The following is a 21,846-nucleotide window of genomic DNA, read 5'->3' as shown; positions in this document are numbered from 1 at the left end:
TTCACGACACCACGCGTATCAACGACACCCGACATGACCAACCCAGCCACGATCGGTTCCGCGGTGATCGAGCGACTGCATCAACTAGGCGTGCGCCATATCTTCGGCATTCCCGGTGACTACGTCCTGAGCCTGTATCAATTGATTGAGCGGTCGCCCATCCGCCAGATCGTCACCACCAGGGAGGATTCGGCCGGTTTTGCCGCCGATGCCTATGCGCGTATCAACGGCATCGGCGCCGCCTGCGTGACCTATTGCGTCGGCGGGCTGAACACCGTCAACGCCATTGCCTGCGCCTACGCCGAACGGTCGCCCGTCGTATTGCTGACCGGATCACCCGGTTTGTCCGAGCGGATCACGATGCCCTACATGCACCACATGGTGCGCGAGTTCTCGACGCAGCGTGACGTCTTCGAACGCATGACGGTCGCCGCCGTCTCGCTCGACGATCCGATTACGGCCGAGCGTGAAATGGATCGGGCTTTTTCGGCCCTCTTGCGCTATCGCCGGCCCATATACATTGAGATTCCCCGCGACCTGGTCCACACACCCCTGGCGACGCCGCTGAAGCCCCTGTGCCTGAACGATGAGCCGAGTGATCCCGGCGCGTTGGAGGAGGCCATCGGAGAGGTGAAGACCATGCTTGCCTCCGCCAAGCGGCCGGCGATTCTGGCCGGGGCGGAGATCGGGCGCTTCGGACTTCAAGATCATCTGGCCCGCCTGGTCGAACGGATCAACGTGCCTATCGCCTCGACCCTCTTGGGCAAATCGATCATACGGGAAGACCATCCGCTCTATGTAGGCGTCTACGGAAACCTGATCGCCCGCGATGAGGTCCAACGATTCATCAACGATTCCGACTGTCTGCTGATTCTCGGATCCATCCTCTCCGATATGGAAGGTCTCGACTCGCAGTCACCCTTGCTGTCCGAGGGACGGACCATCCACGCGACGGCCGATCGCGTCTCGATCAGACATCACCGCTACGATTCGATCCGGTTCCAGGATTTCGTACAGGCCCTGAGCGCTCATCCCCTTCCAGGTTTCACGTCCCGGCCCCTCCCTCCTCCGCTGCCGGTGGAGGACAAGCCGGTCGCGCCGAAGGCCCAGGTCTCGCTTCGCGGACTGTTTCGGCATCTGGACAGCGTCCTCAACGCCAAGACCCTGATCGTGGCGGACGTCGGCGAATCCCTGTTTGCAGCGGCGGATCTTCATGTGCACCGGCGATTCGAGTTCCTCTCCCCCGCCTACTACACGTCCATGGGGTTTGCGGTGCCGGCGGCCGTGGGGGCCTCGTTCGCCGACCCCCATGTCCGACCCATCGTCCTCGTGGGAGACGGCGCCTTTCAGATGACCGGCACCGAACTCTCCACCGCTGTGCGCTACGGGCAGGTTCCGATTGTGATCGTGCTGAACAATCGAGGCTATTCGACGGAGCGGGAGATCCTGGATGGGCCCTTCAACGACGTGCATGAGTGGCATTATGAACGAATCTGCGACTTGATCGGCGGCGGGGTCGGGTCCAGGGTCAGGACCCAGGAGGAATTTGAACAGGCCTTGGCCGGTGCGCTGGCCGACACGACCCGGCTCCACGTCCTCAATGTTCTCCTCGACCCGGCCGACCGCTCTCCCGGAATGGTCCGGCTCGCGCGGCGGCTCGCGAAGCGTCTGTCGACCGATCGACCCTAGTGTTGGGCCCCTAAGTTCCGGTCACAATCCGTTCGCCCTGAGCCGGTCGAAGGGCGCCCACGTTCAAGGAGTTCCGTTCACGCCGTTCGACCCGGCTCACCGCAGGGTTCGACAGACCTGTCCTGAGACCACCAACCGTCTCCTTCGAGAGCCTCAGAACGAACGGTTGGTGCGTCGAAGAGCGCATCACGAACGAATTTCTGGAACAGGCTCCTAGCCCACATGATTCATGACCGTGGGCTAGACCTTCTCGAACGCCGTTCCTGAGGGTGTGTCAGCCGGGTTTCTTCGAGGCGAACACGGTCGCGTCGCACGCGACGTATTTGATCTGCTTCATCGGAATGATTACGACTTCCTTGGGGGAATCGACTTCCAGCACTTCCATGTCGTCGCTGATCGTGTGCCGGATCGCATCCTTGACGACCAACTCCTGGTTATCCACAAACACCACCTTCACCCAATACTGCACGATCGCCACCTCCCACGATGTCCAACACGTCGCCTGCTTGCACCGGCGGACCGCGGCAAATCGCGGCTCCGTCGCTCACTGATTTTCGAAACCCAGCTCTGCCGATCGTTTCGCCGCCGCCTCGACCGCCGATGTCACGGTGGCGCGAAATCGTCCCAGTTCCAAGGCGTGAATGCCTGCGATGGTGGTCCCGCCCGGCGACGCGACTCGGTCCTTCAGTACGCCGGGGTGCTCGCCGGACGCCAGCAACAGCCGTGCGGCGCCCACCACCGTCTGCGCGGCCAGCAGCTGGGCCGTGTGGCGCGGGAGCCCCATCTTCACGCCTCCGTCCGCTAGGGCCTCGGTCATGATGTAGACATAGGCGGGCCCGCTCCCACTGAGCCCAGTCACGGCATCCAGCAGCCGTTCCGGCACTGTCACGACGTGTCCGATCGATTCGAACAGAGACCGCGCCGTCGCCAACTCGTCGGCCGGCACGTCGTCGTCGCAGGCGATGGCCGTGACTCCCTCCCGAATAGCGGCCGGCGTGTTGGGCATGGCGCGGACAATCTTTTTCCGTTTCACGCCGCGTAGATGGCGGGCGATGCGCGCGATGGGATACCCTGCGGCCACCGAGACGATCAAGGTCTTCTCCTGGACGATATCGGCGATCTCCGTCAGGACATGGTCGAGCACCTGCGGCTCGACGGCCAGCACAAGCACATCGGCGCCCTCGGCCGCTTCGGAGTTCCCAGCCGTAGTCGCAACGTGGTACGTCCCGCTGACGGCGTCGCGCGCGGCCGGATCGATGTCCGAGGCGATCAAATGCGAGGGAAGGACCAGTTTCGCATGGAGCAGACCCGCAATGAGGGATTGGGTGATGTTCCCCGCCCCGATGAATCCGACTCTTGCGGTATGCTGCAGCATGCGGCGATTATACTGACGCCTTTCGCGCCCTTGCAACTTGGGTAGCGGGTTTGAGGAGAAGACCTTGACTGGATTCCCGCTTCTCCGAGATGACAAACTGACCCATTACCCCAATACCTCAACTTGCAAGAACGGCGTCTGGTTGGATACAGTAGCCCTATGCCCGTGCGAATCCTTATCGGCCTGTTGTCCGTTCTGACCCTCCTCCCCGGTCCAAGCTGGGCCCGCCGCGAATCGTTCACCGAGCAGCAGAAACAGCAGGTCAAGAAGATCGACCGGGTGCTCCTGGAGGTCATCGCCCTGACCGACAAGGGACCGGCCGATACGGCGCCGTTCCAGGACTTGATCTCGAAGCGGCTGCGCGAGTTCGGGTACACCGTGGTGACGGATCCGGCCCGGCCGCATGACGTACTGGTGCAGGTCAAATGCGAGCAGCGAAAGACGTGGGAAGGTACGACAAAGATGGGCAGCGACGCGGATCTCCCCGACTCGCCGTCCCGCCTGTGGAAAGGTCCGGCCTGCCAGCTGATCTATTTCCTGGACGGCAAGCGAATGGGATGGCACAAGGAGGTGCGGACGGAGTTTGCGGACTCGGAGCAGGCGGCCGCCGCGGCAAAAGCGGAAGACGCGGGAGCCTACGCGATGAGTCAGTTGAGGGAACGCTTGGACGACTACGACTTCCCGGCGCTCATCACGGCCGAATGGGGACAGGAAGAGCGCCTGTTCAAGCTGTACGACGATCCGGCGACGCCCGTGGCGCGGAAGGTCAGGCTGGTGGGTCTGTTCGGCTATTTGTTTTCCAACGAGGCGGTCCCGCGCCTGCTGGCCGGTCTCAAGGGCCCCGATCTCGACATCGCCAAGGCTTCGGCATTGGCGCTGGGTAACATCGGCCAGAAGGACGCGGTGCCGGCTCTGGTCGAGACGATGCAGACCGGTCGTCCGGAGTTGCGGCCGTCAGCGGCCAAAGCCCTGGGCATTCTGGGAGCCCTGCACGGCGACTTCAGCATCGTCGATCCTCTCCTCGAGACTCTCAAGACGACGGACGACCCGGCGCTCAAGACCGAGATCGTCTGGGCTTTGGGCAAACTGCCCGACCGGCGTGCGCACGAACCGCTGCTGGCGCTCCAGAAGTCCCTCTACAAGGTGCGGGAGAACGACGCCGACCCGAAAATGGTTAAGCTGAAGGAAGCGGTGAACTGGAGCATCAAGCAGATCGATACCTGGGAGTATCTGCAGTAGCCGGGATCCCGCCATGCCGAGTCATGCCATCCTCGCCCGCATGCGGATCGGCCTTGCCGTCGTCCTCTGTACGTTTCCCCAAGTCCGGACCGCTTGGAGTCAGGTGATCGGCGCAGCCGCCGAGTTGGACCGACTACGAGCCCGGGCGGAAGAAGCGATCGGCAACGACGATCCGGACGGCGCCGCGCTCAGCATGGGCCGGGCCGCGCTCATGGCCAAGCAACTGGCCAAGAGCCACCGCGACGAGCCGGCAACCGCACGGTTCTATCAGGGAGCGGAACCGCTCTTCCGCGCGCAAGAACACGGCTACCGGGCCGTCGCATTGTTCCGGCGGGCCGGAGGGCAGCTGCCGGCGTCCTCCGGCGTCTGCGGCAGCTTGGCGCTGGCGCAAGGCAGCCTGCAGCAAGCCCTGTCTCTGCTGGTTTCCGACGAGCAGGCGCCGGCCGATGTGCAGGAACACACCAAAAAACTCCGGGAAGCGGCCGACGACTGGGACATCGTCGTCGCCTCGATGATCACCGACTACCAATGTCCGTAGGGACCGGCTCTCGCCGTAGCTTGGCGAAGGCGGGTGCCGGTCCCGGCCTTCCATTTCCCCTTAGTCTTCTTCCGGATTGATGATGTGCAGCCCGGCTGTCTTGCTGGCCGCGAGCAGCTGAACGTCCGCGCTGACGACCGTCAGCCGGAGCGGCTTCAGTTCCAGCGCCAGCGCCAGATGCATCACCTGTTGCGCGCGAAGGAACGGGTACTCCATCACCAATTCCTTGGTGGCCAGGTAGGTCTGCATCGTCGGGACGATGAACTGAAACAAGCCTTCGACGGATTCGCGTTCGAATTTGTGGATCACGGAGTAGCAGTCGTCCCTCGTGATCTCTCCTTGCTGCGCCCGGTTGGAAAAGGAGGAATACAGTTCCGTGACGGTCCAGGTCGGCAGAATCGCCACCTTGCCGCGCTTGACCATCAACTTGTTCACGATGCGGGTGCCGCGCTCCATGCTGTAGCGTTTCACCAGGGCGGTCGAGTCGAAGTAGTAGTACGGCATGGCCTCAGATCCTCCCCTTGAGAATGACGGACGCCAAGGGGCCCTGCAGCTTGGACAGCCGATCCTGCAGTTCATCCAGCGGGAGTTCCTCATATCCTTCTCGGCGGAGCTTGTCGGCAAGATTGCCCTTGTTGAACAGCGCGGTATCTTCCTTCAGCCGTTCGCCGAGCCGCCGCTTGGCCAGCCGGCTCGGCACTCGCTGTTGCGTCGCGGTCAATCCACGCCCTCGGCTTCTCGGCGCCCGGCTACTATTGCTCAATCTGCTCATACCTGCGATCTCCCTCCTGCTGTTAGTGCGTTGCTGCCGCCGGCTTCGCTCCGGCCCCTTCACGCGGACAGCCGGCGGGGCGGGCCGCCTCCACCGGCAACTCGGATTCTCCATAGATGTGGCCGGCGATCGCCTTGGCCACATCGGACGACAACTCTTGTTGCATCACGCGAACCGCCTTGGCCGTCGCCTCCCGCTCCGACAGGTGTCCCTCTCTTCCACCCTTTGCAATGGCGCCGACCAGCCGCTGTCCCTTCACCTCCACGACTTCAAAGTCGCCGCACCAGCGGACGTACATGAACTGCGGATCGCGCACGTCGATCGGCCAGACCCTGACGAAGCCGCGCAACAGCAACTCCGGCGCGGGGCCTCCCGACGCGCCGCCCGAAGCCGCATCCGCGGCGGGACGGTCCACGATCTGCAGACCTTCGCGGATCAGGCCTTCGCTGAGGGCCCGCTGCGCGGCCTGAGCCTGATCGCCGGTCACCTCGATCGCGAACAACAGGTTGGTCGCCAGAAACTGCTCCAATTCCATCGTCAATTCATTCACCCGATAGGGAGACCCGATCCCCTGTCCGCTCGGCCGGACGACACGGAGGTCCGCGTTGTAGGTTTCGCGGAGCACGAGGTTGTGCGCCGCTCGCCGCAGCCCGCGGACCTTGGCCAATGGGTCCGCCGACCGGTGGGCGTCATCGACGTCGGCTTGAATGGCCCGATCCAGCTCGGCGATTTTCTCCATGAAGGCCGTCTCGGCCTGTGCCCGCTGCATGACCGCCAGGGCATAGTGCAGCTGTTTCTTCGAATCGAACCACCGGTCGGCGATTCTGACGTTTTCGAGCACTTTGTCCGTAGAGACCTTGGTGAGATTGTCGACGGTCAGACGCCGCTCGTCTCGGCTCTGTCCCCGCTGCTCGACGACCAGATACGATTCCCAGTCTTTTGCCTGGGCTGAGACCTCCGTCTTGAACACGCGGGCCAGGGCCGCATAGGCCTGATCTTCCGCCGTCGCGCTCCTGTCGGACTGCCCGACGCCGGTGAGATACTGTTCGGGCGGATACTCGTGGCTCATCCCATTGACCCATGCCGGTTTGGCCCGCCCGCCGAACAAGGAACATCCGACGAGCAGCAGACTGACCGTCCAGATGAAGAATGTGGGCACCCGCACGGGTATCCGACCGATCATTGCACCACCCGCTGAACCAGAAACACCGTTTGCCCGGCCGCCAGCGACAGAGAGCGGCTTCCCGGCGCCCCATCCCCGGTGAACCCGGCTCCCTTGACGTCATACTGACCGGGAGCCACCCACCGGCGGGCCAGATGGATTTGATCAGGTAAGGTCCGCCAACTGCGCTTGTCCGCCTCTTCCGAGGCCACCGCATAGCCGTGGGCGATCAAACTGACCAGGAGTCCGACCCAATCGGCATTCTTTGATCCCGCGGCGCTCTGCGATCCCCTCGTCGCGGCTTCCGCCATGGCGTATTTTGTCGCCGCCCGGGCGACGGCCTTCACGGCGATGCCGGGCAGGCGCTCCGACAACGCTTTCTCCGCGAGCGCGGTCACGTTCTGCACCGGCTCGGTCTTGACGGTGACGGGGCTCCCGGCCGCGCCATCGAGCCTGACGGTATCCACCGGAACATGCGTGGGCTGTGGAACCAACCGTGGCAACGCCACGCGCACGACGCGCCCGTTCAAGCCGTACAGGACGCTGTCCGCGGCGCGGTTTTGCGGCGTATTCGGGTTGGTGAGCGCTCGGTTGATCAGGACCAATTGGAGCGCATCCATGCTGATGGGCAGGTCAAGAAACTGGTCCTCCTTCCGCGGTGCCCGGCCATTATAGCTGATCACGACCACTTGGGCGAGATTCTGCTGCGCTTGAATGGACTGCCACGGCACGGTCGGAAAGGCCCGCTCGTAAGCGGTGAATTCCTGCGTCAGATGCAGTCCGTCCGTCGTTCTCAGCAGGTCGCTCTGCAACTGCGCCGGCTCCCCGACCCGCGACCAGCCCTTCGTCGAGTCGTAGGTTTCATAGGCCTTGCGATAGGCGATGAACGCGTTGTTGATGTCGCCGGTGCTCTCATAGAGGATACCGGTGAGATAGCGGGCGAACCCGTCCTCCCGATAGGCGCTCTTGTCTTTGACCCGATCGGACAGCACGTTCAGGCGATGATCGATGCGCCTAGCTTCCACCAGCGATTCCTGCCAGAGACCCAGCATGGCGTAATTCAGCGCCTTGACGACATTGATCATGACCTGTTCGTAAGGATCGCCCTCATAGGGCAGCAGGTTGTCGTTCGTCATGAACGCGGCGGTCTCGGTGCGAACCTTTCTGGTGTAGAGCCGCTCGACCTCGTCGTCCGACTGTTCCAACATGAGATTGCTCAGCTTGTAGTCGCCGGCGAGGTGAAGCGTCATGCCCCGATCCATGCCGTACAGGACGCGGCTTCTGTCGCCGTATTCGTCTTCCGCCTCTTTGATGGCCGCGTCGGCCCGCTGGTAGTCGTGCGTCAGCAGGCTCTTATCCGCCTGTACGTAGTGCTTCCCCGCGGAGCCGCATCCGCTTGCGACAAGGAGCGCGGCGAGGGTGAGGGATGTTGACAGACAAACGCCCCACCGTGCAGGCGCCTGGACGGTGGGGCGTAAGACAAAGCAGCTCAACGGACTTCTGGCTATTAGAAAACGGTGCGTTTCTTTTCGATCACTTTCTTGATTTTTTTCTGCCCGAACCAAACTTTGGCGTTGCTTTCCAAATCCACCATCTGGAGATCCACCTGGTAGAACGTGGCTTTGGTGCCTTCGGCCTCGTCGAGAATCGTGGCGATGGTGCCCTTCATCATGAAATCGGCGCCGATTTCCTTTCCGGGAGCCTTCTGCGTATCTTCACTGGCGTACATCGCCTGTTCCTTCCGCTCGTTGCGGACTTCCTCCCGCTCGCCCTTGTTGGCCACGAACGTCACCTTTTGGGAGTTCGTCAGTTCGCGCTGGAGATCCATGACGAAGGTCTGCACGTTGATGTGCTCGTGGCTGTTGTTGAGCACCGTGCCCACCACCACCACAGGCGGACGGTTCTTGGCCTGGTTGAAGTTGTTCAGCCAGGGATAGTCGAGCGCTTCCTTCACCATGGTCTCGGCTACCATGCGGGAATCGGTGTCGTTCCAGCGGCCGCTGAGATCGGTGACCACGCCTGTATCCACACGGGTGATTTTCGTTTCGCTTCCGCAGCCGGCCAGGGTCAAGAACCCGAGGCACAACACGGCCGCTGCTGCCGCGCCGCCACACCTCCGCCCACCTGAGATCCCCATCGTTCGTCCGCTCCTTCGGAACCGGTTCACGAATCGCGATCAACGGATTGCGCGTTTGTCTTCTTCCTTTTCAAGACGCTCAAATGCCTTGTCGGCGTTCTTGCGCACGTAGTCTCTGACTTCCGCGTTGAGTTCCTTGGCGTGCTGCAGATTGTTTTTCATATCTTCCAGGTTGAGCTTGGTAAGGACGTAGTAGGTGCCGGTCTTGTCGTCCTTGTACCGGTCAATCGGACGCACACCGCTCAACGTCGTCGTGGTGAGGGTCTTGATCGCCCGCTCGACGTTCTGCTCTTCGGCGTTCCGGGTAAAATCACCCGCGGTCGTCGAGGCGGCATAGTCCCTCATCAGATAGCCGGTATAGGTCTCGAACGTCTTGGCGATTTCCGCGCGGCCCCGGTTCTCCGCCGTATCCCAGGCCAACGGCTCGTTCCTGACGCCGGTGACGGATCCCACGCCGTAAAACGCCTTGCTGTCCTTTTCGCTCATCGCGCCAGACCCTTGCTTGACCCACTTCGGAGGGCCGCCGCACGCGGCGAGCCCGACGATCAGTACGAGAGCGACCCCACCACCGGCCAATTGTGAAAGGATTCCACGCGGCTGGCTCATGCGACTTCCTCCTTGCTCGGTGAACAACGCGCGGTGAACAAACACGAGAAATTGAGCGGGTTTATGCTAACATGCACGACCAGTTGAGTCAACGCGAGGGGTCTCGAACGAACGTCATCCTGAGTCCTGGGAGAGAGGAAAAACCACTATGGCGGACGTACAAATTGAAGACGGCATCATCCGGATCGTCGGACTCGACGTGCAGGACCCGAAGGCAGCCGCAGTGCTGGCGGAATATCCTCAGGTCCGGTGGGCGGAGATCACGAGGCGCGCGCTCAAGATCGGCTTGGGCTATCTGAAAGGCGGTGGAAAAGATTAGGGCTAAGGTCTTGCCGGTACGGATTGGTTGCCACGCGCGACGGCCTCGCGGGCCCGCACGTGGTTGCCGCCGAGTTCCAAATACCGCTGAAACGCCTCGACGGCCTTCTGGTTGTTCTTCAATTCATCCTCATACAGGACCCCGAGCGAAAAATAGACATCTACGTAGGTCGGGTTGACCGCGAGGGCGTCCAGCATGGCCCGCTCGGCTTCCGGATACTGTCCCCGCTTTTCATAGATCAGCCCCAGCGTGTAGTGCGAGTCCGGATTCTTCGGGGCATGCTGCACGGCCAGTTTGCCGGCCGCCAAGGCCTCGTCGAGGTCGGGCAGGACCTCGAGTTGCACGTAGCTCTTCAATACATAGGCGTCGCCGAATTCGGGATCATATTCCACCGCGCGGTTGAGCCGCTCCAACGCTTCGTCCGCCGACTTTCCGGTCTGCAACAGCGCGAAGGCCTGCTCGTACTGCAGCTTGGCCGCCTGTTTCCGCTCGGCCGGCGACTGCGGTTCTCCTCCGAGTCTGAACGCCGCCTTGCGGCCTTCGATCAGAATCGTATCGCCGTCCCCTTCGAGCTGTGTGAAGAGCGGGTGCTGGGTTCCCTTGGACTGCTCCCGGATCTGCTGGGCTGTATAGCGCCCCAGTTCCGAGGCCATCAGCCACCCGTTTTTGTCCAGATCGGCGGCGCCCGACATTCCTTTGGCGAGAACCTGAACGAACAGGCTTCGATCCTGCGTCCTGATGACCGTCTCCCCCTTGTCTCCCGCCGTCAAGACCTGAACCGCCCGCTTTTCCTGATCGTCCTCCGGTGCGACGCGCCCTTCCAGCGACAAAGGCTGCGCGACGCTGACCTCCCAGCCTCGCACGGCCACGTCGAGCAGCAAGAGTGTGTGCTTCGAGGCGCTGCGGCGGCTGAATTCCTTGAGCTGATCGAAGGTCACCGCTTTGGACACGTTGTTGGGCTGCGCATCCCAAGGGACCAGATAGCCCACGTCGTTGCCTGATTGGTCCCGCGTCACTCCCGCATGGCCGACGAAATAGATGACGAGACGGTCCTGACGGCCGACCTTGCGGGGAAGAAAATCCGACAGCAGCTGCTGGAGGCGGCGGAAGCTGGCATCATTGTCGTACAGCTCCACCACCTCTTCAAAGCCCAGCCCGCGCAAGACCTCAGCCATCGCCTTGCCGTCTGCTCTTGCGCCGGGCAGCTTGGGGGCGACCACGTAGTTTTCGATTCCGATCACGACCGCCCAGGATTTGTAGTACAACCCCTCCGGTTTTCCTATTTGAGCCCAGGCGGAAGATGCGGCCGAGACGAGAAGCAGGCAGGAACACAGCGAGCGAAGGAGGCTGCGGGCGCGACTGGCAAACCGTGGCGACATAGGTAAGAACGGGCGTGAGATCACTCTGAAAATTCAGCCTACTCTTGCCTTCCCGTAACTGTCAAGAAACACTCCGACGGAGGACGCGCCGCATCTTCGAGCCGGCGCCGGTTCGGAGCGATCGGTCCTGTGACGATCCATCACATACACAAAGGCGCACACCGGCACATGCGCCTGGGTCGTGGATCAGTTTGCCATCAGAAGCACTGAAGTTTGCCATTCCCGCCCCCGATCGGTGTCGAGGGCAGGCTCCAGCGGGAATCCAGTCAAGGCCTACTTCTCATACCGGCATTGAGTCTTGATCGAGGAGTGGGCGCCCGCCTTCGCGGGCATGACGCAAGAGGAAACTGGCCCGCTACCCGGCGGATTGCATAGTTCTCCGGAGCAAGGTATGGTTGTGGCCGATTCATCGGTAAACTCGTATGCGGACGAGGGAGCGCGCGTATGGCGGATAACATCGATACCCTTTTGAAGGAAAGCCGGGTGTACCGGCCGACCTCCAAGACGATTTCCGCGGCCTACGTTCAGGATTACGAGACCGCCTACCGGCGATCGATCGCCGATCCGGAAGCATTTTGGAGCGGTCTGGCCAAGGAATTGGAATGGTTCACTCCGTGGAAATCGGTGCTCGAGTGGAACTATCCGTGGGCCAAGTGGTTCGTCGGCGCGACCTGCAACATCGCCTACAACTGCCTCGACCGTCATGTTGCCAGCTGGCGAAAGAATAAAGTCGCGCTGATTTGGGTGGGGGAAAACGATCAAGAGCGGATCTTCACCTATGCCGAGTTGTACCGGCAGGTCAACCGGTGCGCCAATGCTCTGAAAAAACTCGGAATCCGCAAGGGCGATCGTGTCACGATCTATCTACCCAAGATCCCGGAACAGGTCGTGGCCATGCTCGCCTGCGCGAGAATCGGTGCGATCCACAGCGTCGTCTATTCGGGGTTCAGCGCTCCGGCTCTGTCGAGCCGAATCACTGACGCGGAAGCGAAGCTCGTCATCACGGCCGACGTGGGGTTCGATCGCGGCAAGGTCGTCAATCTCAAGCCGGTCGTCGATGAAGCCGTGAAGAACTGCGCCACGGTGGAACACGTGGTCGTGGTACGGAGACAGAGTCCGGGGCAGACGTTGTTCGCCCCTCAGGAAATCGACTGGCACGACTGGCTCCGGCACGAGACGCCGCACTGTCCCGCGGAGCCGCTTGACTCGGAGGCCCCCCTCTACATCCTCTACACGTCCGGCACCACCGGGAAACCCAAAGGCGTCGTCCACGTGCACGGCGGCTACATGGTAGGCACCTATGCCACCACGAAGTACGTCTTCGACCTGAAGGACGACGATGTCTATTTCTGTGTGGCGGATCCCGGCTGGGTCACGGGTCACAGCTATATCGTTTATGGTCCGCTCTTGAACGGAGCGACGATATTGACGGCCGAGGGAAAACCGGACTACCCGACGCCGGGCCGCTGGTGGGACTTGATCGAACGCTACGGCGTCTCGATCTTCTATACGACACCAACCGCCATCCGACTGTTGATGCGCTACGGAGAGGACTGGCCGAAGAAATCCGACCTGTCCACTCTGCGTATCCTGGGCAGTGTCGGTGAACCCATCAACCCGGAGGCCTGGGAATGGTTCCACCGGGTGACGGGCGGCGACAAGCCCATTATGGACACCTGGTGGCAAACGGAAACCGGCTCGATCCTGATCACGCCGCTCCCCAGCGTCCCGCTGAAGCCGGGGTCGGCGACGAGACCCTTTCTCGGCATCGAAGCGGACGTCGTCGATCGGCAAGGCAACAGCCTTCCCGCAAACGCCGGCGGCTTCGCCGTGATCAAGAAACCCTGGCCCTCGATGATGCGGACCATCTACAAGGATCCGGACCGATACAAGGCGTACTGGACGACGATTCCGAATTGTTATACCGCCGGCGACGTCTGCCACAAGGACGACGACGGCTACATGTGGTTCATGGGCCGCGCCGACGACGTCATCAAAGTGGCGGGTAATCGGCTCGGAACGGCCGAGGTGGAGAGCGCGCTCGTCAGTCACCCCGCGGTGGCCGAGGCCGCGGTGATCGGCAAGCCGCACAAGACGGTCGGGGAGTCCATCAAGGCCTTCATCATCCTGAAGCAGGGCGAGAAAGAGACCCCGGAACTCATCCACTCCATCAAAGAACAGGTCAAACATGAACTGGGAAAGATCGCAGTGCCGGCTGAGATCGACATCGTGACGTCGTTGCCCAAGACCCGTTCCGGCAAGATCATGCGGCGGGTGCTCAAAGCCAAGGAGCTGGGACAGGATCCCGGCGACATCTCGACCATCGAAGAGTAACGCGGCGAATTTTTCAAGCAGACTGTGATCGTGACCAACAGGAGGCCGGTATGATGAAATCCGTGAATCTTGCGCCGATGGCACTCATCGGCGTGGTGTTATGGTTCTGCCCGACGTTCGCTCCCTCGCACGTCTTCGCGGCGGACAAAGACACGCAGGCCAAGCCGCCAAAGTCAGCGTCGCAGGTCAAGGCCTCCAAGCCCAAGCAGGACAAACCGAAGTTTCAGTCGGCCGAAACGGCGAGCAAAGCGGAGGCCTGTTTCGGTGTTGCGCCCAAGATCGAGCAGCTCACACCGGACGAAGGCAAGGCCGGAGAGAGCGTGACCATTAAGGGAACCCGCTTCGGTCCGGCGAACTGCCTGCGCGGCGTGTCGTTCGGACCGGGCCGTCCCGCCAAGTTTACGTTCAAGAACGATACGACCGTCACCGCAGCCATCCCGTCCGGCGGGCGCAAGGGGCTCGCGATCCTGACCGTCACGACGGCTTCCGGAGAGGACTCAAAGGCCTTTCTGATGAAGTGACCATCCCGCAGACCGGCGAAGCGCCGTCGATCGTCCGAACATGAAGGGGTCGAGAAAACCGGGAGAACCGATTTACCAGCGACGGCACATGGTGGCCCTCTTCCTGGCCGTCTGCCTGCCGATCGTTCTGCTCCAGCTCTATAAGATTTACATCGGGCCGATCAGCTTTGCCGTCCAGCTGGCCCTGGCGATCGTCGTGTCCGTCATCGCCGGGATCGGCCTTTATCTGCTCTATCGCGCCTCGGCCCAGAACGAACCGTAAATACGCCCGCTTCCCGTCTAGTCCCAAAAAGGCGTGCCTTCCAGGACACCCCACGATGCCTCAACGGAATGTCAAAGAAAAGAGGAAGCGTTCACGAGCCTATGACCGGCAACCCGCTCGCTTTCGCTGCTGTGGCCAACGCATCGTCATGCGTCGCCATGACAAATGGCGTACAGGAACTACCGGCTCTCGGTCTATCTCGTAGTATACCCGCCGTTGGCAAATATCGTCTGTCCGGTGATCCACCATCCTTCGGTGGCCAAAAATTTGACGATTGGAACGATGTCTTCGACCTTCGTCAAGTCACCGTTCAAGGCCTGCGATTTGTGGTAGGCCACGCGCTGGGGCGTTTCCTGCCCGTAGAAAAACGGGGTATCCATAGGACCGGGACCGACGGCCGTGACTGAGATGCCGCGGGGCCCGAATTCCTTGGCCGCCGCACGAGTGAAATGTTCCACCGGCGCCTTGCCGCCGGCATAAGTGGAATAGCCGTCGGTGAACGCCGCCAACAGCGAGGTCACGATGGTGATGATTTTGCCGTGGTCATTGAGATGCTTGCCGGCTTCCTTGATGAAGAAGTAGGCGGCTTTGGCGTTGATGTCGAACATGGAGTCGTACTCCTCCTCGGTGGTGTCAACGATGGGTTTGCGCAGCACCTTGCCCACCGTGTTGATCGCAATGTCGACGCCGCCGAAATGTTTTTTGGCTTGCTCGAACAGCGCGGCAACATTGACCGGCTTAGTCAGGTCTCCCTGGGTAGCATAGGCTTCGCTGCCCAAGGATTTAATGGCTTGCACGGTGGACTCGGCTTCCGGTTTGGTCGCGTGGCTGTTGTAATGCACTACGATCTTGGCCCCGCCCTTCCCGAACTCGCGACTGATGAGTCCGCCAAGATTCTTGGCCCCCGCCCCTACCACCACCACTTTCCCCTGCAAAGATTGCGTCGCCATACTTTCCTCCTTCAGCAACTCGATCCTCCGTCTCGATGACGGAGCACATTACGAAACATTTTACGAATGCAGGCCCGGCTCTGTCTTGAACGCAACAACTGTGATTGGAATGTCTTTTTCGGACCGATCGGATTCAACTGCTCCGTATTCGGCTGGGAGTCAGTCCGGTATGTCGTCTCATCATCCGCGTGAGATGGCTTTGGTCCGCAAATCCGGCCTGATCGGCGATATCGGCGATGGATAATCTGGTCTCGGTCAATAATGCTCTCGCTCGCTCGATCCGTTTCGCAATGACGTATTGATGGGGTGCGAGTCCGGTCGATCGTTTAAACATGGTCAAGAAATAGGACGGGCTCATACCGGCTATATCCGCAATCCCCCTCAGGCTTAAATCGTCGCTCAGATGCCCGTGAATGTACTCCACTACCTGCGAAAGACGTCTCTGGGGGAGACCGTGTCTGGACAGTTGCGGGCGAACCCGCGTCTTGGAATATTTTTTGATGAGATGGACAATAAGGGTATGGGCCAGTGAGTCGGCATAGACGCGATCAGGCGGCGAGGGTTGTTCGAACTCCATCACCAATGTTCGAGCGAGCTGTTCCAGCAACGCGTCACGGAAATGAAATCGCGGCGTGAGTTCCACCGGCTCGCGAGATCCCATCTCTTTGGCGATGCGATTCATGAAGCCCGGTTGAATTGCCATCAAGAGCAATTCGACGGCCGCGCTCCAACGAGGCGCAATGAACAAGCCGGCTGGGTTGATAATGGCTTCCCCACCGGAGAAGAACGCTTCCTGAGATCGACCATCGAATCGCCATGTCAGCGTTGCGGGATAGGCAGAATGGAGGACGATGATATGCCTGGGAGCCTGATGGCTTGGGCGGTAGACGCCTGAATTCGGCTGCTCCAAGTCACGCTCGACAATGATGCCCTCCAGCAATGTGCCGCTTCCAGACAGATTCTTGAGATGTGACTTGATGAGCGAGCGTGCCGGATGCATGGACGTGACCGACTCCACTCTGTTTGTAATACGACTCGGCATGTATCGATCTCTCCTCGTGCGATTATACCCGGTGGGAGGCCCACACGCTCAAGGTCACGGCCCGCGAGTGCGTCATTCTCTTGGATGACCACGGCTTCATCGATAAAGTTGCGGAGAGGTTGGTCGGAACTGCCTGATAGATCTTGGGTTGATCGGCTCATAGTAATTTCCTGCAATAGACCGGTTTGATTCTATTGGTAGAAACGCTCATCTCTCCCCGAGCGGTCACTACCGAGATCATCCGGCGGGCTGGTCATTCAGCCCGCGACTCTTGCCGCTCGAAGCTTTGGAACGCGCTCGCTCGCGGACAACAACAGCCATGTGACGAGCACGAAGGGAAGCGTCAGCGCAGGCATGCCCAGCGGCTGCAGTGCAGCGGAAAATGCCGCGAACACAAAGGGAGTGGCGATCGTCGCCAGCAGCGCATAGGCGAGCGATGCGCTTCCCGGCACAAAGAAGACGCTGCCCAAGGCGACTGCGACCAGCACGCTGTTGAATCCGAACGCACCCGAGCGGATCGCAGGTTCAGCGGCACCCATGCCCCAAGCCACGAGCAGCCCGCTCAGGGAACCCGACAGCGCAGCAGCACAGGCCACCCTTGACGCGATGAACAGACCAGCCGCAAATAGCATGCCGGTGACGATGCTTTCCTGAAAAAAGACCTGAGCAAGACCGTTGAAGAGGCCTTCGACGACCGACGACGCGGTGACGACTCCCTCGACCGCCACCGTCTTGGGCAGCCCGGCCGTCGGGAGGAGACCCGTGGTCTGGAGTCGCCCAAAACGCGCTGTCGCCAGGAAGAAACAGAGGGAGATGAAGACAAATGGCGCTGTGAGTGCGGGGATTTTCCAGCCATCCAGCAGGGAAAGCAGTGCCGCCATCGCGATGGTCGAGCACGCCGCCGCAAAACCGACGCAGCCCCAAGTCAACACATTCGGTTGCAGGAAGTAGAGCAAGGCGATGCCCACGAGCCCGCCGTTGAAGCCGAAGAGCCCTGCCCGGACCAGCCTGCGATCAACGCCCAACAGCATCGCGGTGGCCGTGCTCACTGCACTGCCGAGCAGAAGGGCGGCCCCGAACAGCAGGGAGCTGTAACAAACTCCTATGACGAAGAGCAGACCGGTATAGCTGTTGTTCTGTAGCATTACCTGCCCGATGCCGCGCAGTACGCAGTCAAGAAACCCCAACAGAGACTGCGAAACACCCTGGCCTTCTATGATGAGACCTGTCGAAGAGAATCGCGCGGCCATACCGTCAGAATCCCCTGTGGCTGGTCTGCGCGTCCGGTAGTTGATGCTCAAGATACAGACCTGTGCCCTTCGCACGGTGGGAGGCGAGCATGCCATTCCTCTCCAGAATCACGCCGTCACCTCTACGCCGAACGTCGTTGCGGCAATCACTGCCATCTCGCTCTTATGTGCACAGGGTGAGACGCGGCCTCTCCTTGCCGGCTATTACGGCTCACGTGGCGGGTGAGAGGCGGGGCGTGCCGTGTCCTTCTCAACCCGATGGTCAGGCCTGTTGTGAATCAATGATCCGCTGGATGCTACGTTTCAGTTCTGGCAGTTTCTCGCACACCATATCCCCTACCAGCTGATAGTCCACCCCAAAGTAACCATGGAACAAGCGGTCGCGCATCTGAGCAATCGGACGCCACTCACCCTCAGGATGCGATGCCCGGAACTCATCGGGCAGGTTCTTCACCGCATCGCCGATAATTTTCGATAATTTCCAAGCTGCGCACGAACGCACGCCGCAACGTGTCATCCGCTGCGAAACGCTCATAGGTCGGAGGCTGACTCTGATTAAGGAGGCACTCGACTTCCACGAGAATATGCCGCAGGTAGTCACGCGGCTCGAAGGACATCCGTTGCCTCGGCCAAGATGTGCGGCCCAATAAAAGGCGAGAGGGACTCAGTGGTGACCACTTCAACCCGATGCTCTAAAGTGTCTTCGAGCAGATCCGCCAACGCCATGAAGCGATCGAACGTCTTCTCTGTCGGAACGAACTCGACAAGCACATCAACATCACTGTCGGGGCGAGCCTCGTTGCGACGCACGGATCCGAAGAGCGCCAACCGACGAACACTGAGCCGCCGAACCTCGGGCTCGGCCGTTTGGAGCTGCCGGAACGCCTCGTCACGGGTGAGGGACATTTTGCTCATGCGGAGAATATACATGAAACATCCGACTGACGCGAGGCAGAAGGGCTAGCGGAGCGGCGGCAGAGCCGCGAACGCGGCCATCGTACGCAGTCGGACCGGACGGTCGTTCATGCGCTGGTCAACTCCAGCGGCGGGTTAGGCACCCACGCGTCGGAGTTCGCCGGGGCCGATGCCGCCGAGGGCCCTAAGAATCTCGAACACCAACGGTCGAAGGTGAACCATTCGGTTCGAAGGTGCCTCAATGAGGACGATGCCGAAGGGCTGGCCGGCAAGGTTCTGCTGGTGCGGGAGGTTCCTGTCCATCGTGACGAGTGCGTCGAATGTACCCTGCATCCGACGCAAAAGTTCACCGTTCTTGACACCATCCCAACCAAGCCCGGCGACAGTCTGGGCGTCATGGCCGCTCAAGAGGCCGGCCAAGTCCACGGGGATGTTCTCGTCAAGTAGGACGCGCATCGGCCAGGAGTGAATCGCGGGCCATCTCCAGCGCGGCTAGGGCCTGCTCACGCTTGACCGAAGGGAACTGGTGAAGAAACTCGTCGAGTGTCTCGCCACCTTCGAGATAGTCGAAGAGCGTCCGAGTGGGCACGCGAGTCCCCACGAATACCGGAGTTCCGCCGAGGATCTCTGGGTCGCTGTGACTAACGGCGGTCTTCGAGGTCATGGCATGATTCCGAGGTAGCTGTCCGGTGGATTATACACCGGATCGAGGTTTGGTGACTAACGGAGCGGCGGCTGAGCGGCGAGCGCCGGCCCATCGCCCGCGCTCAGGGGCGGCCGCGCAGCGGCCGTCCCGCAGGAGCGCGTTGTTAGGCGCCCAATGGTTTGACATAGAGCGCATACGGAACCCCAAAGATGGGCGCAATGTCGCGCTCCAAGCGAAAGCCCATGCGCTCGTATAGTGGAAGCGCAACTTTCATGATGGGACTGGTGTGCAGCGCAATGAGCGGCGCTTCGTCTCGGACCGCGCGGCGGACAGCCTCCTCAGAGAGTGCTCGACCGATGCCAAGAGCCCTCGCTGAGGGGTCAGCAACCAGCATGCGCAGCATCGGCCACTCAGCCGGATAAAAGGACGGCTTGGGCTGACTCGCTCCAACATAAGCGACCGCACCGACAACGACTCCGTCGCGCTCCGCCACAATAATCTCGCTGTGTTGAGCGTTCTGCACCATTTGCCCCAGACGCGAGGAGAAGGCGGGCCAGTCTGAATACGCATCGCGGTACTGATGGAACGCGCTCAGCACGAGCGCGTCTACTGCCCCAGCGTCGGTGGGTTGAAAGTCTCGAAGAATGAACGGTACTGACATCTATGGGTGCCTAACAATGTTTGGACAGACTGTATAATCCCGTTACGGCAGCGTGTCCACATCTGCCTAAACCGGCAGGTACGCACCGCATGCCAGCCTTAAGCACTTGCAACGAGGGCAAGTTCCGCTCCATTACCGCTTGCGGATACTCGTCGTATACAGTCTGTATAAGACGGTTCATAGACCATCGACCGGACTCCTCACCCCGTGGCCGCCTTTGTTCAACACGTGGGCATCCCTCATGGTAGTGCCGACGTCCTTGACGGTTCGATGTAGAATCGTTTCGTGAACGTGCGGCCGACGAAAAGGGTCGGGAGTCTTAAATGCCGACGAGCGGTCTAGAAAAGACTCCCGACCCCTTTGCTCCCGCCGTCCCTTTGTTCCAGCCCGTTCACATACAGATCGCAGCAGCCAGCGCGCGCAAGAGCTTCGCGCCGTCGCCGCGCCATGCGCTGCCGTGCATGCAGGCGAGTGTTGTTGGGCGAGTGGACGCCAATCGCTCCAGCATGTGGCGCGCATGCTTTGTATGCGAGAAATAGTCCATTCCGTGGCGGAACGCCTCGCTCGGCCCGAGGATGTCCGACTCGGTCATGGCCGGATTGTCGGCGCCGCCCTGAGTGAAGAGGTCACCGCACAGAAGCGTCCCGGTCGTTTCTTCCATTAGGAAGCCGCATTCCCACGCGTGCGGCAGGTGAGGGGTGTCAAACCACCGGACGGAGTGTTTTCCCAGTGAGAGCAACTCGCCGTCAGCGAGCGCTCGAGGCGGTCGGTCCGCAAGGTCGTTGATGGAGACCAGCGCCGCAACGGTTCCGCATAGGGGCGCGGACCGCGGGGCGGCGGCCAGCCACTCATTGAGCGATCCGCACTCGTCAGCCTCGACGTGTGAGAAGGCAATGTGACGAAGTCGTGGGGGCGGAAGCACGCGTGTAACCGCCTCGTGCACGAGCGGAAACAGCTTCCGCGGCCCTGTGTGAAAAATCAGTGGCTCGTCGTCCACGATGAGATACTGGTTGAATGAAAAGCCGCTGCCCGACATGATCACCGGCGTACTGATGCGGTAGATCCCGTCCGCAACTTCCTGAATATTGGTCCCGGATTGCTTGTTCGTGATCGTCATTTCGGTCTCCTTGCTCCTTCCCGTCTCGTGCACGCAAGAGGTCGGCGCACGTGGACCATCCGGGCCATCCCTCATATTAGCCCGCGTTTTTTCAGATAGTCCTTGTCGATGGCGGGCGTCGGCTTCGACAACTGGCTCCGGTCCTGGAGCAGGCGCTCGACATACCTGCCGATGAGATCGGATTCAAGGTTCACCGGATCGTCGACCTGCTTGAGCCCGAGCGTGGTCACCTTGGCGGTGTGCGGAATGATCGCGACCGATATGGTCTGGTCGGTTACGTCGTTGATCGTCAGACTGACGCCGTCGACCGTGATCGAGCCTTTCAGTACGCAATAACGCAACACGTCCGGCGGCATGTCGATGGTCACCACGACGGCGTTGGCGTCGTGACGGCGGCTGCGAATCCTGCCGACCCCGTCCACGTGGCCTGCCACGAGGTGCCCGCCGATGCGTTCGTTCAGCTTCATGGCCCGCTCTAGATTCACCGGAGTGCCCGCCCCGAGGCGGCCGAGCGCCGTGACCGAAAGCGTTTCCGGCGAGACCTCTACCGCAAACCAAGCCTGATCCCGTTCCGCCACCGTCAAGCAGGCGCCGTTCACGCTCACGCTGTCCCCGACCTTGAGGTCGCTCATGACCGTCGTCGCAAGAATCGTCATTCGCGTCCCGGCGAGCGTCTTGTCGACGGACCGTATCGCGCCCATTTCTTCGACGATCCCGGTAAACATAACAGGATATTGAAAACGGCTTCCTTCTCGCTTCTCGCCGACCTTCGACGTGCCTAGAAACGGTACGCCTCGGCTAGCCGCTCGCCACGGCCTTGACGGAGGCCATTTTGAGTATCCTGAAGAAGCAGAGACATGGAGCTTATTCCCCTTTCTTGCTGAATACCTGTTTGACGACGTACACGAAGAGCACAATCAACACGACCACGC

Annotated in this window: 26 protein-coding genes; 8 read left to right on the top strand and 18 right to left on the bottom strand. The window is 61.0% G+C overall.

The annotated features are described in order from the left end of the window. Positions 1-33: 33 nt before the first annotated feature. Positions 34-1,689, top strand: coding sequence for a thiamine pyrophosphate-binding protein (locus tag P0111_07055; protein ID MDF0643774.1), 1,656 nt, complete (start codon positions 34-36; stop codon positions 1,687-1,689). A 274-nt stretch (positions 1,690-1,963) separates the two neighbouring features. Here the strand turns inward: P0111_07055 and P0111_07050 are convergent, their stop codons facing one another. Next, the gene (locus P0111_07050; GenBank protein ID MDF0643773.1) at positions 1,964-2,158 is read right to left on the bottom strand and encodes a hypothetical protein; all 195 of its coding nucleotides are present in this window, start codon (positions 2,156-2,158) and stop codon (positions 1,964-1,966) included. Positions 2,159-2,233: 75 nt separating this feature from the next. Further along, positions 2,234-3,064, bottom strand: coding sequence for a pyrroline-5-carboxylate reductase (proC, locus tag P0111_07045; protein ID MDF0643772.1), 831 nt, complete (start codon positions 3,062-3,064; stop codon positions 2,234-2,236). A 159-nt stretch (positions 3,065-3,223) separates the two neighbouring features. Here proC and P0111_07040 point away from each other — a divergent pair, with 159 nt between their 5' ends. Beyond that, complete coding sequence (locus tag P0111_07040; protein MDF0643771.1) at positions 3,224-4,303, top strand: HEAT repeat domain-containing protein; 1,080 nt, start codon at positions 3,224-3,226, stop codon at positions 4,301-4,303. 13 nt (positions 4,304-4,316) lie between these two features. Next, entirely contained in the window at positions 4,317-4,841 is a 525-nt protein-coding gene (locus P0111_07035; protein ID MDF0643770.1) for a hypothetical protein, read from the top strand. A 60-nt stretch (positions 4,842-4,901) separates the two neighbouring features. On the opposite strand, the gene P0111_07030 is transcribed toward P0111_07035, so the two are convergent. The 6 genes from P0111_07030 to P0111_07005 are packed head-to-tail and all read right to left on the bottom strand — an operon-like array spanning position 4,902 to position 9,518. Next, positions 4,902-5,345, bottom strand: coding sequence for a type II toxin-antitoxin system VapC family toxin (locus P0111_07030; GenBank protein MDF0643769.1), 444 nt, complete (start codon positions 5,343-5,345; stop codon positions 4,902-4,904). 4 nt (positions 5,346-5,349) lie between these two features. Next, positions 5,350-5,613, bottom strand: a complete 264-nt coding sequence (locus tag P0111_07025) for a hypothetical protein (GenBank protein ID MDF0643768.1) — start codon at positions 5,611-5,613, stop codon at positions 5,350-5,352. 22 nt (positions 5,614-5,635) lie between these two features. Continuing rightward, complete coding sequence (locus P0111_07020) at positions 5,636-6,796, bottom strand: LPP20 family lipoprotein (protein ID MDF0643767.1); 1,161 nt, start codon at positions 6,794-6,796, stop codon at positions 5,636-5,638. Continuing rightward, positions 6,793-8,268, bottom strand: coding sequence for a hypothetical protein (locus P0111_07015; GenBank protein ID MDF0643766.1), 1,476 nt, complete (start codon positions 8,266-8,268; stop codon positions 6,793-6,795). Before P0111_07015 ends, P0111_07020 begins: the two co-directional genes overlap by 4 nt. 14 nt (positions 8,269-8,282) lie before the next feature. After that, positions 8,283-8,912 (bottom strand): penicillin-binding protein activator LpoB, encoded by a 630-nt coding sequence (locus P0111_07010; GenBank protein MDF0643765.1) that lies wholly within the window; start codon positions 8,910-8,912, stop codon positions 8,283-8,285. Positions 8,913-8,951: 39 nt separating this feature from the next. After that, the gene (locus tag P0111_07005; protein ID MDF0643764.1) at positions 8,952-9,518 is read right to left on the bottom strand and encodes a hypothetical protein; all 567 of its coding nucleotides are present in this window, start codon (positions 9,516-9,518) and stop codon (positions 8,952-8,954) included. A 148-nt stretch (positions 9,519-9,666) separates the two neighbouring features. Between P0111_07005 and P0111_07000 the strand changes: the two genes are divergently transcribed. Then, on the top strand, positions 9,667-9,837 hold the full coding sequence (locus P0111_07000) for a hypothetical protein (GenBank protein MDF0643763.1): 171 nt from the start codon (positions 9,667-9,669) through the stop codon (positions 9,835-9,837). 2 nt (positions 9,838-9,839) lie between these two features. Here the strand turns inward: P0111_07000 and P0111_06995 are convergent, their stop codons facing one another. Next, positions 9,840-11,216 (bottom strand): tetratricopeptide repeat protein, encoded by a 1,377-nt coding sequence (locus P0111_06995; protein ID MDF0643762.1) that lies wholly within the window; start codon positions 11,214-11,216, stop codon positions 9,840-9,842. Positions 11,217-11,660: 444 nt separating this feature from the next. Between P0111_06995 and acs the strand changes: the two genes are divergently transcribed. From acs to P0111_06980, 3 genes are read left to right on the top strand one after another with little or no spacing between them, the layout of a single operon-like run. Further along, positions 11,661-13,550, top strand: a complete 1,890-nt coding sequence (acs, locus tag P0111_06990) for an acetate--CoA ligase (protein MDF0643761.1) — start codon at positions 11,661-11,663, stop codon at positions 13,548-13,550. Positions 13,551-13,600: 50 nt separating this feature from the next. After that, complete coding sequence (locus P0111_06985) at positions 13,601-14,071, top strand: hypothetical protein (GenBank protein MDF0643760.1); 471 nt, start codon at positions 13,601-13,603, stop codon at positions 14,069-14,071. 40 nt (positions 14,072-14,111) lie between these two features. Beyond that, positions 14,112-14,333, top strand: coding sequence for a hypothetical protein (locus P0111_06980; protein ID MDF0643759.1), 222 nt, complete (start codon positions 14,112-14,114; stop codon positions 14,331-14,333). A gap of 194 nt (positions 14,334-14,527) precedes the next feature. Here the strand turns inward: P0111_06980 and P0111_06975 are convergent, their stop codons facing one another. The 5 genes from P0111_06975 to P0111_06955 form a co-directional block, all read right to left on the bottom strand. Beyond that, a complete protein-coding gene (locus P0111_06975) occupies positions 14,528-15,283 on the bottom strand; it encodes an SDR family oxidoreductase (protein MDF0643758.1) in 756 nt (251 codons plus the stop codon). 133 nt (positions 15,284-15,416) lie between these two features. Then, entirely contained in the window at positions 15,417-16,325 is a 909-nt protein-coding gene (locus P0111_06970) for an AraC family transcriptional regulator (protein ID MDF0643757.1), read from the bottom strand. Between the two features lie 257 nt (positions 16,326-16,582). Continuing rightward, the gene (locus P0111_06965; protein ID MDF0643756.1) at positions 16,583-17,575 is read right to left on the bottom strand and encodes an urea transporter; all 993 of its coding nucleotides are present in this window, start codon (positions 17,573-17,575) and stop codon (positions 16,583-16,585) included. A gap of 262 nt (positions 17,576-17,837) precedes the next feature. Then, entirely contained in the window at positions 17,838-18,110 is a 273-nt protein-coding gene (locus P0111_06960) for a DUF86 domain-containing protein (GenBank protein ID MDF0643755.1), read from the bottom strand. A gap of 62 nt (positions 18,111-18,172) precedes the next feature. Then, positions 18,173-18,505, bottom strand: coding sequence for a nucleotidyltransferase family protein (locus tag P0111_06955; protein ID MDF0643754.1), 333 nt, complete (start codon positions 18,503-18,505; stop codon positions 18,173-18,175). Positions 18,506-18,703: 198 nt separating this feature from the next. On the opposite strand from P0111_06955, the gene P0111_06950 reads away from it, so the two are divergent. Next, positions 18,704-18,937, top strand: coding sequence for a hypothetical protein (locus P0111_06950; protein ID MDF0643753.1), 234 nt, complete (start codon positions 18,704-18,706; stop codon positions 18,935-18,937). Here P0111_06950 and P0111_06945 read toward each other — a convergent pair. From P0111_06945 to P0111_06930, 4 genes are all read right to left on the bottom strand, one after another. Continuing rightward, positions 18,930-19,154: a DUF433 domain-containing protein gene (locus P0111_06945; GenBank protein ID MDF0643752.1), complete on the bottom strand. Its 225-nt coding sequence runs from the start codon at positions 19,152-19,154 to the stop codon at positions 18,930-18,932. The genes P0111_06950 and P0111_06945 overlap by 8 nt on opposite strands. Positions 19,155-19,299: 145 nt before the next feature. Further along, on the bottom strand, positions 19,300-19,797 hold the full coding sequence (locus tag P0111_06940; GenBank protein MDF0643751.1) for a GNAT family N-acetyltransferase: 498 nt from the start codon (positions 19,795-19,797) through the stop codon (positions 19,300-19,302). A gap of 391 nt (positions 19,798-20,188) precedes the next feature. Beyond that, a complete protein-coding gene (locus tag P0111_06935; protein ID MDF0643750.1) occupies positions 20,189-20,914 on the bottom strand; it encodes an MBL fold metallo-hydrolase in 726 nt (241 codons plus the stop codon). A gap of 71 nt (positions 20,915-20,985) precedes the next feature. Next, a complete protein-coding gene (locus tag P0111_06930) occupies positions 20,986-21,639 on the bottom strand; it encodes a riboflavin synthase (GenBank protein ID MDF0643749.1) in 654 nt (217 codons plus the stop codon). Positions 21,640-21,846: the final 207 nt, after the last annotated feature.

It is taken from the genome of Nitrospira sp., assembly GCA_029194535.1.
Classification (GTDB): Bacteria; Nitrospirota; Nitrospiria; order Nitrospirales; family Nitrospiraceae; genus Nitrospira_C.
Note: the sequence above shows the minus strand (reverse complement) of the source record. Positions and strands in the feature narration are given on the sequence as shown.